Genomic DNA, 12,340 nt, shown 5'->3' on the forward strand with positions numbered 1-12,340 from the left:
TGTTGATTTGGGTATGGAAAAACAATAAAAATACCAAGAAACCAGTATTTTATATATTTAGACAACCTTGTAAATTTACAATGGAACATAAAATACGATCGGAAATGGGATATCTAAAAATTTCGATTTTGCTATTAGTCGGAGCACTATTACCCGTGAACGGGCAGGAAAATAAAGCGGATCAGTTGTATCTCACCAACGGGGAATTATTGGAAGTCACCATTAAAAAGGTAGAACCCAATACGATTACCTATAGCTTTTTTGGCGAAGATCTCGAGAATATTGCCGAAAAGGCCAATGTGGCAAAAATTTTATTCAAAAATGGCAGGGAACAACTATTCTCAGATTCACAGGCTTCTGCCGCAAGCCCCAGACCTGTGGATTTTGAATACCCACCCATGAAAGCAAATGAAGGTGCTGTTTTGCCTTTTGAGTTTGTGGTTGACGGCTCGCAAAGTCCTGAAAACGGTATCGAGGCCCAAGAGTTTTATTATGATAACCTAATGCGAAAACCGGAACGCAATACGATCAGCTATCAAGATGCAGAAACTACCCGTAATCGCTTGCGCGCCGCCGGTGTTAAGGAGGCCGTGGACATGAGGGACTATGATATGAAAGAAATAGCAAAAATCGTTGGGGCAGGTATTTTGGTAACAGGTAAAATTACCGTTGACTATAGAACCACAACTTCGACGACCACCGGCTCGACGACCACAAAGGTCGATACCAAAAAGAAAAAGGTCAAATCGTATTCGAGCGACTACAGCACGTCTTCCGATGAATTCGACACCAAAGTAGATTTTAAGATTTATGATATGAACGGCAATAAAGTCGTTGACCAAACACGAAGGCCATTTATGGCGAGCACCCGTGAGAATTATGTTACCGCGCTCAATTATTTTATGAAAAGAACACCGTACTATCAAAAGTGAAAGGCCTCAAATCTTTTAAATGGTAGGCATTTAGAAAGTGCCATTTAGATGAGCACCGATATTTTGCCCTTCCAAAATACCTTAGAAACTAAAGTTTGTTTATTAAATCTTAGGAGGCATATCTTTTATCGAAATGCTGCTTCAATAGTAATATTTGTATTCCCACAAAAAAAGCAAAGGTGACAACTCCATAAAAAACCACTTTCGAAATTTCAAAGCTGGGCAAAGTGAAAGTTTTTAATTTGTGAAAAGGAATAATATCAAAGTACGAACCAAAAGAGGTCCCGGTTTCTATATTACCAAACAAGAGATACGAAAAAATACCAACGGTTAGCAGAGCGGTCAACACCCATCCTTTTTTAGAAATCAATGGTTTATAACCGACTTGTTTTGCTCTTGTCACTGCCTCGACATCGACCATCACCCGTGTCGTAAAATCAAAAGAAGGCACTTCTTGCGATACATCGCAGAACAACTTTCTCGTAAAATCATCTAACTTCTTATCGGTTTCCTTGTCCATAATTTTGTAATTGTATGGGTTCTAGATGCGTCCTTAAAATAACCGCTAAACGTTTTCTGGCCCTGAACAATCTAACCTTTAACGTCTTTTTATCGAGGCTAACTATTTTCGAAATTTCTGCTAACGAAAGCTCCTCATAATAGAACAACCTTATCAACGTACCATCTTCGGTGGGTAGTTTTCCAAGACATTCCTTTATAGATTTTTCCCGATCCGAGCGGTCCATAATGTCTAAGGCCGTTTCCATGGTCCGTATCTGATTCTCGTTGATTTCATCAATGACCACGGTCGTTTGCTTTCTATTGTTACTTTTAATTTGGTCTAGACACGTATTATAGGTGATTCGATATACCCAAGTCGAAAATTTAGAATCGCCCTTAAATTTTTCCAAGGCTTTAAAAATTTTCAAAAAAACGTCTTGGGAAACTTCTTCGGCTTCCTCTCGATTTTTAAGCAATTGCAAAGCCAACGAAAAGACCATATTCTTATACCGATTTACCAAAATGGCAAAAGCCTTGGTATCGCCATTCAGAACATTTCTAATCTCAAGTTGGTCGTTGTCGGCTGACATGTACCTCTTTGACGACCGAAAATGTTCATCGGTTACAAGAAATTCCCTTAAATATTTTGAAAAAGTTGTAACCATGATTTGATTTACATCGTCATACACAAAGTACTTAATAAAATTAACCAATTAAAAAACAAACGTCATGGTAGCAATAGTATTTATCAGTGCATTTATCGTAATATTCGGAATCGTGTATCTTTTCTTTTCAACCCGGAACAAAGAACGCATGGCCCTTATCGAAAAAGGAGCCGAGGCAAGTATTTTTGTTAAAGGAAAGCGAGAACATGCCGCACCCGTCTGGAAGATTCTTATTTTAAATCTTGCACTTCTGCTGATGGGAATCGGCGCTGGCATAGTAACCGGAGGTATCTTAAGGTCTAGCCTTAATGTGGACTGGGATACCGCTATGCCCGGATCTATATTCCTTTTGGCCGGTACAGGGTTATTGGTAGGTTTCTTTATCACCAAAAAAATGGACCAGGAAGCCTAATCAACTTTTTGTTTCATGAATTAAAGAAAAACCATTCGTTAATTGGCGGATGGTTTTTCTATTTTTGAAGTATGAAGATAGTATCCACCAATATTGGAAAACCCACCACCTTCATGTGGAACGGAAAGGAAGAGCAAACAGGAATCTTCAAATACCCTGTTGACGAACCCTTGTTTTTGACCGCTGTCGATGTGGCCAATGACACTATTATTAACAGAATCAATCATGGTGGTATCAATAAGGCCTGTTATCTTTTTTCGAAAGAACAATACCCGTATTGGAAAAAATTATACCCTCAATTGGATTGGAACTGGGGCATGTTCGGCGAAAATCTGACCGTCGAAGGCATGGACGAATCACAAATGCGCGTTGGCAATATTTATAAAGTGGGAAGTGCCATGGTACAGGTTTCGCAACCCCGTGAACCCTGTTATAAACTTGGGGTTCGGTTCGGCAATCAAAAAATATTAAAACAATATATTCAACATAGTTTTCCTGGCACGTATGTTAAGATTTTAGAGGAAGGCACCGTTCAAACGAGAGATGAATTCCATTTGGTACAACAATCGGAAAATACCCTGACCGTCAACCAGTTTTTCGATTTGATGTTCACCAAGGAAAAAGATTCCGAAATACTACAATTGTTCATGACCAACGATTCCGTTCCAGAGTATAAGAAGGAACGAATGCAAAAATATCTTTTATAGATATGACGATGCCATGGCACCTTTATTTGATGGCGGCAATGTACATTTTTGCAGGCACTATGCACTTTATCAAGCCCAAAGCATACTTACGGATCATACCAAGGTATTTGCCTAAACACAAGCTGTTAGTGGCACTAAGCGGATTGGCAGAGATCATATTAGGTATCGGACTCTGCTTTTCTGTAACGAAAGATTTATCCATTTATGGAATTATAGCTATGCTCGCCGTTTTCTTGTTGGTGCATTTTTATATGCTCAAAGGTGAAAGAGAATCGGCAGGAATCCCGCAATGGATATTGACACTTCGTATTCCTTTACAATTCGGTTTGATATATTGGGCCTATTGGTATTTACAGTTTTGACAAAAAAAGTCCCCAAGAGCTATGAACCTCTTGGGGACTAAAATTAACTCAACTTCAACTAACTATTTTACGACAACCGACTCATAAAACGTGTTGTCATTATTTCGTACCGAAATTACGTAGTCATTTGCAAAAGCCTTCTCGAAACTGAACGCTTTCTCAATAATCATTTCATCCTTTATCGTCTCCTTGAAAATGATTTCATTGTTATTGTCGGTTACTTCTAGGGTAACATCTTTTTTATCAAGGTTCAGAAAATTCAAAAAGACCTTATTATCTTCCCTTCTAAAGAAAGGCTTCGTAACCTCCTTCTTTTCTACAACTTTTAAATCGGCTTTTTCGATTTTCACATCATAAGCGATTTCCTTTGAATTACTTTTAGCCTTTAGCGTATAACTACCTTCCTCTAAGGTATTCAAATCGAATTTTTTCGAATAGGTTACTCCAGATATAACTTCAGAATAGATAACGTTACCAGCGTCATCTACAATACTGATGGACTGTACTTCTGAATCGGACTCCCAAGAGAAGGTCAGACTTTTATCTGTACTGTTGGTAACTAGTTTCGGGTCGGCAGCGATGCTCTTTGCTGTTACGAACATAATGGCCAACATTGCGACTGATCTTATTACTTTTTTCATGTTTTTTTTATTTAAAATTTATATTGAATAATTAGTTTTTCGACTATCTGAAACTCCGATAGGACGCCCAACGGACCCTTTTACTTTTCTTAAAGTTTGAAAAAAGGAATTTTTCCTAACCTCCGTCGGCATTTTGCTCATTGTTGCATTCATAGAATTCATCTTTTAGGATTCATAAATAATTTATGGTACAAACTTACCACCGATACGCAGCCTACACTACTACAGATTTTTCCTATTTATGTGTTATTTTACCCAATAGGTAGGTTAATTAATTGTTAAATGGTAATATTGAACATATTTTAGGTAATTTTGCAAAGGATTACTGTTTTGATCACAACTAACTTTGTATATAAAGACCTACAGTTATGCAAAAACAAAAACCCGCATTTGAAGCTATAGAGCCCAATTTTGGGCATTCGTTTACCTATCAAAAGTTTTCTGAAAATAAAAACGACAAGAATGCCAATTGGCATTACCACCCTGAGATAGAATTGGTGTATGTAAACGGTGGATCTGGCAAACGCCAAATCGGAAGTCATGTCTCCTATTACTCCGAAGGCGACCTGATTTTAATCGGGAGTAACCTGCCGCACTGTGGCTTTACCGATAAGCTGACAGGAAACGATAGCGAGACCGTGGTACAGATGAAAGCCGATTTCTTGGGAAACGATTTTTTCAATATCCCGGAAATGAAAAAAATACAAGCGTTGTTCGAAATGGCACAAGGGGGAATCGCTTTCCATGGAAAGACCAAAATGAAAATCGGCGAAAAAATGGAAATATTGGAATATCAGTCCGATTTTCAAAGGCTATTATCCATCTTGAACATCTTGAACGAATTGGCAAAATCGGATGAACTTCAGATACTCAATGCCGAAGGCTTTTCCATGGAAGCGGAAGTGAAGGACAATGACAGGATCAATCTGGTCTTCAATCATGTAAAGAACAATTTCAAGGAAGAGATAACACTGGACGAAATCGCAGATTTGACAAGTATGACCGTACCCTCGTTCTGCAGGTACTTCAAAAAAATAACCAACAAAACGTTCGTTCAATTTGTCAATGAATATCGTTTGGTACATGCCTCTAAATTATTAGCCGAAAAACCGATGAGTATTACCGAAGTATGCTTTGAAAGCGGATTCAATAATTTTTCGCATTTCAACAAACAGTTCAAGGCCTTTACGGGTCAAAATCCATCGGAGTACCGAAATCAGCTAAAGACGGTCTTGGTGTAATGGAGCGAACAAATTCCCAAAGATTGGATTTGAACCTTCCTGATAGTAATATTCTATATTTCAGGGATTTCTTTACTACGGAACGCGCAAACGAATATTTAGAAGTTTTGCGAAATACCGTTCCATGGCAGCAAGACGATATCAAGGTTTTTGGGAAAGTGCATCCGCAACCTAGACTTACCGCCTTGTTCGGAAATAATGAGAAGCCCTACTCGTATTCCAATATTACCATGCAGCCACGGGCGTTCAGCAACGAACTTTTCGAAATAAAAAAGGAAATAGAAAAAATTGTGAAGGTAAATTTTACCACCTGCCTATTGAACTTATATCGCACGGGAAAAGACAGCAATGGATGGCACGCAGACAATGAAAAGGAATTGGGGAAAAATCCCATAATCGCCTCAGTCAGTTTGGGCCAAGAACGGTTCTTTCACCTAAAGCACAGAACCTGGCCCGATGTAAAACATAAGATGTTGTTGGAACACGGAAGCTTATTATTGATGCAGGGCGAAACACAACACCATTGGTTGCATCAGTTACCAAAAACGGCCAGGCCGATCGGGGAGCGTATCAATTTGACGTTTAGGGTTATTCTGTAGACTAACCACAAATAAAAAATCGACCTCCAAACAAAAGTCGATTTTTTAGTACCCATCAGAAAATTGGAAGCTATCTTTAATAAAAGTGGGCCGTTTTATTAATATCCCTGCGGCCAATTTCTTCTTTAAGATAACTTCAAAACGTGTGCCAAGGTATTTCTATTCGTTCAAAATCTTATTTTTTGGGTCAAAGACCTTTTTATTAGCAGGAATCCCGACTAACTTTGTGGCAATATGGAAGAGAATTTTACCGAACGTCAACTGGACCGCATCATAGAAATGGCTTGGGAAGACCGTACGCCCTTTGACGCCATTACCTACCAATTTGGTATCTCGGAAAAAGAAGTGATTGAAATCATGCGGCGCGAAATGAAGCCCAAAAGTTTTAAAATGTGGCGCAAAAGGGTTCAGGGCAGAAGTACGAAACATGCCAAACTGCGAAGCGGGGAAGTCGACCGGTTCAAATGTTCACGGCAAAAACATATTTCGAACAATAAGGTTTCGAAAAGATATTCCTAAAACAGCTCGTTCAACACCTTCGCCAACCGTAACCCTCCTTTTTCTAGTTGCAGCTCCACCGTGCCCCACCAGACATACCCATAACGATAATATAGTTTTTCGCCAATCTCCACCGATTTATAAACTTCATCCGCAAGTAAATGTGACTCCTCCACCCAATCCAATAATCCCCCTTCTTGTAATGCTTTTTTCTGTTTCTTCGAATATTGGGGAAGCGAGGCTGTAAGCTCTGTATAACTCATGCCATAATCATTGATCATATTAGCGTCCCAAAGTTTGTGCAGGTTGCTTCCGTTATTGAACCATTGCAATTGAATATCGTTTCCGCCTTTATCTTCCAGACGGCCAACGTGCATGGGTTGATGAAGGTCGCCCACCAAATGGATAAGCATTTTTAGGTAGAACGCTTTGTCTTCAGGTGAACTGTTCCGGTCTTTCACGATACGCATACATTCTTGAATCCCCTTGACCAGGTCGCCATATTTAAAAGGTTCGATTTCGTTATATGTTTTCCCTTGGGGAATGTTCACGTAATGCCAAGAACTGAATTTTCTAAAAGTGGAATCGGCCTTGATCTCATCGGCAAAATTGGAAACCGAGGCAAGACTTTGTCCGTTAAGTATTTTTTTAATGGCCCTTCGGGCCTTTCCGTTCAAGTGTTCTTGGGCGACTTCACCAATGACGCGATGTCCGGTCTTCGACCAAACGGGGGTGTTTGCGAAACTCATTTGACAAACTAAAAGAAGAAGAACTATTTTTTTCATCATAAAATAATTTCTGACTATAAATTTTGCTTTGCATATTGCATTCTCTGTGAAACCCTGCCTGCGGCAGGCAGGTCTCTTTTCTCTGTGAAACTCTGTGAAATAACCTACACGAGTTCTTCTACAGAGCTTCACAGAGTCCACACGGAGGCATTAACTACATAGTACCATTATCCGCATAAAAGTAAGGTATCGAATTCAAATCTATTGTTAAGAAGCTACCGCATTTGAATTATTAATTTGATATTGCGCTGCAAAACGAAGCCGGTTTGATACTAAAGAATATAAAATCCCCAATCCTCAGATATGTGGTCATTTTTGTGCTGGCCGGTTTCGTGCTATTGTTTCTTTTTGTACTAAGTGTCAGGTTCGGGGCTTGGGGCAAGATTCCCGATAAAACCGAACTCTCCGATTTTAAATACCAACGTGCTTCAGAGGTATACACAGCAGATAGCGTGCTAATCGGAAAATATTATCTGTTCGATAGGCAGCCCATTGCATTTGATAACATTCCGAAACAGCTTGTTGAAGCCCTTGTGGCCATTGAAGACGAGCGATTTTATGAGCATTCGGGTATTGATTATCCGAGTCTTTTTCGTGTCGCTTTGAAGACAATTTTGATGCAAGACCAATCATCGGGCGGCGGTAGCACGTTGACGCAACAATTGGCCAAAAATCTCTATCCAAGAAGGGAGCGAAATAAAACGAATATTGCTGTTGATAAGCTGAAAGAGATGTTCATTGCATCCCGATTGGAAGCTATTTATTCAAAAGAAGAAATTCTTACGCACTATCTGAATACCGTTTCCTTTGGCGACAACACATTCGGAATCGAAAGTGCCTCCCTGAAATTTTTTAATATAAGAGCGGAAGAACTAACGTTGGAACAAGCGGCTACCTTGGTCGGAATGTTAAAGGCGACGTATGGGTATAATCCCAGAGTATTCCCTCAAAAAAGTCTTGACAGAAGAAATTTAGTATTGCAATCGATGGTCAAGAATGATTTTCTTTCCGAAAAAATGAAGGATAGTCTCCAAAACCTTCCCCTAAAACTTAACTATCGAGATTACGATTACAACGAGGGGCTCGCTCCTTATTTTCGGGAGGAAGTCCGCAAAAAAATGCTAAAATGGACAGCGGAGCAAAAAGAAGCAGGCAATGATTACAACATCTATACTTCCGGACTTAAAATTTACACCACGCTACATTCAAAAATGCAACGGTTTGCCGAAGAAGCCATGGTCGCTCACATGGAAAAATTACAGTCGCAGTTCGAAAAAAGCCATGGAAAAAGTGCCCCTTGGATAAAGGATAAGAAACTCATTGCCAAATTGGTAAAACGTACACCTGCCTATAAAAAATTAAAGGCCAACGGCTTGGACGAATCAAAAATAATGGATTCACTAGCCATCAAAAGAAAAATGATTTTGGCGGATTGGAAAGGCGAAAAAACCGTCGAAGCAAGCGTCATCGATAGTGTACAACACTATATGAAATTTTTGAACACCGGTTCATTGGCCATTGATCCCAAAACAGGTGCGGTAAAAACTTGGATCGGCGGGGTCAACTTCAAATATTTCAAATTCGATCATGTTGCACAGAGCAAAAGACAAGTTGGGTCAACATTCAAGCCTATCGTGTATACGGCGGCGCTGGAAGTGGGTATCCCTCCCTGTACCTATTTCTCGGCCCAAGAGGTGGAATATGAAAATTTAAAGGGATGGTCGCCGAGTAATTCGGGGGACAAAGATGAAGACTACCTCAACTATTCTATGGAAATGGCGCTGAGCAATTCGGTAAACACCGTTGCGGTCAAAGTTTTAGAAAAAACAGGAATCGAAAACGTACTGGTTCAAGCCAAAAATATGGGCGTTTTCTCCGAACTGCCAAAACAGCCTTCGCTCGCCTTGGGTACCGGGGAAATTTATGCCAACGAACTGGCAGGGGTCTATGCGAGTTATGTCAATAATGGAAAAGCGGTTTTGCCCTATTTAATTGAAACCATCACGAATCAAAAAGATTCGATTTTGGCCAGTTTTGAGCCAAAAAGAGCACAAAAAAGCGCTTTTGCTAAGGAAACAGGCCAAATTATGCTCGAAATGTTGAAATCTACGATTAATCAAGGTACTGCCTCACGTTTAAGAACAACCTATAAACTAAACAATGATATTGCTGGTAAAACGGGTACTACACAGAACAACAAAGATGCTTGGTTCGTAGCCTTGACCCCGAAGCTAGTTCATGTCACCTGGGTGGGACTCGATAATCACGAAATCGGATTTCGAAGTACAAATTTGGGCCAAGGTGCCAATGCCGCTCTCCCTCTATTTGCGCTTTGGATGCAAAAAATGAACCGTGACCCTGAGTTTAACGCAATTACAAAAGCAAGATTTCCGCGACCCGACGTCAATGTCTTACGAAGTCTAGATTGCGAACCTATTAAGCGTGACGGTTTCTTCAAACGGCTTTTTAAAAATCCGAACAAAAAGAGGACCAAAAAGTTTAGGTCAAAGAATTCGGGTAGTCCAAGATAAAATTTAAAAATTTCAAAAAAATTTGGCTTTGTATCATTTATTTTGATATATTTATGATATCATTTTAATATCATTAAAACAAACCATCATGAAAAACGAAAAAGATTTGAACCCAACGAACGGCTACTTGATGCTCTTAGTAATTTTTATTTTGCTCATTGTGGGTGTTTTGGCACTTCGCGGGCTTGTTGTTTTTGCCGTTATCGCCCTTTTTGCAGCTATTTTGATGATTCCGGGCTTTGTATTGGTCAATCCGAATAGTTCTAGGGTATTATTGCTTTTTGAAAGTATATGGGTACCATTAAGAAAAACGGCCTTTTTTGGGTCAACCCGTTTTATTCCAAAAGAAAGATTTCGTTACGGGCAAGTAATTTTGATAGTGAAAGACTCAAGGTAAATGACAAATTGGGGAATCCTGTCATGATAAGCACCATATTGGTCTGGCGGGTGACCGACACTTACAAGGCCGCTTTTGATGTGGATGACTATCAGAACTTTGTTCGTGTACAGACCGATGCGGCGGTACGTAAGTTGGCTAGCATGTATCCCTACGATAATTTTGCTGATGAAGGCCTTGTAGAGGATATTACGTTACGTTCAAGCGTCAATGAGGTCAGCGTGGCCCTGGAAAAAGAATTACAAGAACGTTTATCGATGGCAGGTATTGAAGTACTTGAGGCACGAATCGGTTATTTGGCATATGCCCAAGAAATTGCGAATGCCATGTTGAAAAGACAACAGGCTACCGCCATCGTAGCCGCTCGACATAAAATTGTAGAAGGTGCCGTAAGCATGGTCGAAATGGCTTTGGAAGAACTTAGCAAAAAAGGTGTGGTCGATTTGGATGAGGAACGAAAAGCCGCTATGGTCAGCAATTTGATGGTCGTCTTGTGCTCAGACAAAGATGCTTCACCTATTGTTAACGCAGGAACCCTAAATCACTAATTATGCGTGTTTTTAGCGAAATTCAGCGATTTAATCAATGGTGGATGCAACTCATAAATATCGGGTTGTTGGGTTTTCTTCTGTTTTCTTTTTATAATTGGTATATCGCCAAAGAACCCACAGGAAATGTTACGCCAACGGATACCGTTGGTCAAATTGTTGTTATAGTTTCCATTATTCCTGCTTTACTTTTGTTATATAGTATTAAGTTGAAGACTTCCAACGATGAAATAGGCATTCATTATCAATTCACCCCTTTCCATTTTTCAAGAAAAACCATCCGTTGGAACGAAATTGAAAAGTGCTACGTTCGCACCTACAATCCTATAAAGGAATATGGCGGATGGGGATATCGCACCTCGTTTGGCAAGAAAAAAGGCAGTGCGTTCAATGTCAAAGGAAATATATTGGCATTCAATTGGAGCTCAAAACAGGTAAAAAGCTATTGATAGGCACTCAAAAAGAAAAAAAGCGAAGGAAACACTTAATCGCTATTTAAATCCAGAGCAATGAAGGAGTATAAAATTTTAAAGCAAAAAAGTAATTTATTGAAAAACACCGATGCCCAATTTGAAAATGAACTGAATACCCTCGCCAGAGAGGGCTGGCATGTTATAAGCGCAACATGCCTCTCACACACAGAGCAATTAAAAGTCGTTCTCGAACGCAACAAAAACAGATAGTATCAAAGAGAAACAAAAGACAGGAATGACACCTTTGATTCACTGTATTTTAAAATCCGAATCATGAGCAAAAAGAAAGCCTTCGCCCTGCGATTGAATGAAGAAATGCTCAAGGCTATTGAAAAATGGGCTAGTGATGAATTTCGCAGCACCAATGGCCAAATTGAATGGATGCTCATGAAAAGTCTAAAAGAGGCTAAGCGAGAGCCAAAAAGAAGTAAAAAGATCGAGTAAAAAATCAAAATTATAAGTTAATAGCTGTTTTAATCAACGTTTTGATTTTATTGACCACAATCTATTCGACCAACCGGTAAAACAAATGAATTGAAAGTCAAGCTAATAGATTTTGGGGTTCTCGCTTTACGTTGGTATCTAATCGTATATATGCTAAGTTATGGTTTTAGCAAACTGACTCTTAGCCAATTTGGAGTTCATGACGACTCGATTTTGGAACAACCGATTAAAGATATCGACAGTTTTTACGTTGCTTGGCATTTGTTCGGCAGAAGTACTTTCTTCAATATAGCTACTGGTCTGCTAGAAATTTTAGGAGGCTTATTACTAATCTTTAACAGAACCGTATTATTAGGCGCCCTCATAGTATTGTCCGTATTGGCACAAATACTCATTATCTACATTTCATTTACGACCCTTCCCATCTTCTTGGCCCTTCGCTCCCGTTAAGAATTCTAGGGATGATTGTGGCCGACTTGCTAATTCTCTACTATTACAAAGATCAAATTCTCGTTATTTGGAAAAAGCTAACCACTCAAGTCATACCAAAATTCAAATATAAATGGTGGATATATTTGCTTTTACCAATCATTGGAATCTT

General features: G+C 39.5%; 16 protein-coding genes and 1 pseudogene. 13 read left to right on the forward strand and 4 right to left on the reverse strand.

The window, feature by feature from the left end; genetic code table 11:
- Positions 1–104 precede the first annotated feature (104 nt).
- Complete coding sequence (locus N8A86_RS02700; RefSeq protein ID WP_273567675.1) at positions 105–932, forward strand: hypothetical protein; 828 nt, start codon at positions 105–107, stop codon at positions 930–932.
- Positions 933–1,041: 109 nt separating this feature from the next.
- Here N8A86_RS02700 and N8A86_RS02705 read toward each other — a convergent pair whose 3' ends face one another.
- Both N8A86_RS02705 and N8A86_RS02710 read right to left on the reverse strand, forming a co-directional pair.
- A complete protein-coding gene (locus tag N8A86_RS02705) occupies positions 1,042–1,452 on the reverse strand; it encodes a hypothetical protein (RefSeq protein ID WP_273567676.1) in 411 nt (136 codons plus the stop codon).
- Complete coding sequence (locus N8A86_RS02710; RefSeq protein ID WP_273567677.1) at positions 1,433–2,023, reverse strand: RNA polymerase sigma factor; 591 nt, start codon at positions 2,021–2,023, stop codon at positions 1,433–1,435. Before N8A86_RS02710 ends, N8A86_RS02705 begins: the two co-directional genes overlap by 20 nt.
- A gap of 139 nt (positions 2,024–2,162) precedes the next feature.
- Between N8A86_RS02710 and N8A86_RS02715 the strand changes: the two genes are divergently transcribed.
- The 3 genes from N8A86_RS02715 to N8A86_RS02725 all read left to right on the forward strand — a co-directional run bounded on the left by N8A86_RS02715 (position 2,163) and on the right by N8A86_RS02725 (position 3,579).
- Positions 2,163–2,510 carry a DUF6249 domain-containing protein gene (locus N8A86_RS02715; protein WP_273567678.1) on the forward strand — a complete coding sequence of 116 codons (348 nt, stop codon included), beginning with the start codon at positions 2,163–2,165 and terminating at the stop codon, positions 2,508–2,510.
- Between the two features lie 71 nt (positions 2,511–2,581).
- On the forward strand, positions 2,582–3,217 hold the full coding sequence (locus N8A86_RS02720) for an MOSC domain-containing protein (RefSeq protein ID WP_273567679.1): 636 nt from the start codon (positions 2,582–2,584) through the stop codon (positions 3,215–3,217).
- A 2-nt stretch (positions 3,218–3,219) separates the two neighbouring features.
- Positions 3,220–3,579 carry a DoxX family protein gene (locus tag N8A86_RS02725; RefSeq protein WP_273567680.1) on the forward strand — a complete coding sequence of 120 codons (360 nt, stop codon included), beginning with the start codon at positions 3,220–3,222 and terminating at the stop codon, positions 3,577–3,579.
- Between the two features lie 62 nt (positions 3,580–3,641).
- Here N8A86_RS02725 and N8A86_RS02730 read toward each other — a convergent pair whose 3' ends face one another.
- Positions 3,642–4,220: a DUF3244 domain-containing protein gene (locus N8A86_RS02730; RefSeq protein WP_273567681.1), complete on the reverse strand. Its 579-nt coding sequence runs from the start codon at positions 4,218–4,220 to the stop codon at positions 3,642–3,644.
- Between the two features lie 368 nt (positions 4,221–4,588).
- Between N8A86_RS02730 and N8A86_RS02735 the strand changes: the two genes are divergently transcribed.
- From N8A86_RS02735 to N8A86_RS02745, 3 genes are all read left to right on the forward strand, one after another.
- On the forward strand, positions 4,589–5,461 hold the full coding sequence (locus N8A86_RS02735; RefSeq protein ID WP_273567682.1) for an AraC family transcriptional regulator: 873 nt from the start codon (positions 4,589–4,591) through the stop codon (positions 5,459–5,461).
- On the forward strand, positions 5,461–6,060 hold the full coding sequence (locus tag N8A86_RS02740; RefSeq protein ID WP_273567683.1) for an alpha-ketoglutarate-dependent dioxygenase AlkB family protein: 600 nt from the start codon (positions 5,461–5,463) through the stop codon (positions 6,058–6,060). The genes N8A86_RS02735 and N8A86_RS02740 overlap by 1 nt, the downstream gene beginning before the upstream one ends.
- A 234-nt stretch (positions 6,061–6,294) precedes the next feature.
- Positions 6,295–6,579 carry a TIGR03643 family protein gene (locus N8A86_RS02745; protein WP_273567684.1) on the forward strand — a complete coding sequence of 95 codons (285 nt, stop codon included), beginning with the start codon at positions 6,295–6,297 and terminating at the stop codon, positions 6,577–6,579.
- On the opposite strand, the gene N8A86_RS02750 is transcribed toward N8A86_RS02745, so the two are convergent.
- Positions 6,576–7,343: a S1/P1 nuclease gene (locus tag N8A86_RS02750; protein ID WP_273569008.1), complete on the reverse strand. Its 768-nt coding sequence runs from the start codon at positions 7,341–7,343 to the stop codon at positions 6,576–6,578. The genes N8A86_RS02745 and N8A86_RS02750 overlap by 4 nt on opposite strands.
- Positions 7,344–7,612: 269 nt before the next feature.
- Between N8A86_RS02750 and N8A86_RS02755 the strand changes: the two genes are divergently transcribed.
- From N8A86_RS02755 to N8A86_RS02780, 6 genes and pseudogenes are all read left to right on the forward strand, one after another.
- The gene (locus N8A86_RS02755; protein ID WP_273567685.1) at positions 7,613–9,877 is read left to right on the forward strand and encodes a transglycosylase domain-containing protein; all 2,265 of its coding nucleotides are present in this window, start codon (positions 7,613–7,615) and stop codon (positions 9,875–9,877) included.
- 88 nt (positions 9,878–9,965) lie between these two features.
- Positions 9,966–10,822, forward strand: a pseudogene (locus tag N8A86_RS02760) (SPFH domain-containing protein).
- 2 nt (positions 10,823–10,824) lie between these two features.
- A complete protein-coding gene (locus N8A86_RS02765; RefSeq protein ID WP_273567686.1) occupies positions 10,825–11,271 on the forward strand; it encodes a hypothetical protein in 447 nt (148 codons plus the stop codon).
- 60 nt (positions 11,272–11,331) lie between these two features.
- Positions 11,332–11,505 carry a DUF4177 domain-containing protein gene (locus N8A86_RS02770; protein WP_273567687.1) on the forward strand — a complete coding sequence of 58 codons (174 nt, stop codon included), beginning with the start codon at positions 11,332–11,334 and terminating at the stop codon, positions 11,503–11,505.
- A 63-nt stretch (positions 11,506–11,568) separates the two neighbouring features.
- Entirely contained in the window at positions 11,569–11,739 is a 171-nt protein-coding gene (locus tag N8A86_RS02775) for a type II toxin-antitoxin system antitoxin (protein WP_273567688.1), read from the forward strand.
- 90 nt (positions 11,740–11,829) lie between these two features.
- The gene (locus tag N8A86_RS02780) at positions 11,830–12,189 is read left to right on the forward strand and encodes a DoxX family membrane protein (protein WP_273567689.1); all 360 of its coding nucleotides are present in this window, start codon (positions 11,830–11,832) and stop codon (positions 12,187–12,189) included.
- Positions 12,190–12,340 lie beyond the last annotated feature (151 nt).

The organism is Maribacter halichondriae (genome assembly GCF_027474825.1).
GTDB classification, from domain to species: Bacteria; Bacteroidota; Bacteroidia; order Flavobacteriales; family Flavobacteriaceae; genus Meishania; species Meishania halichondriae.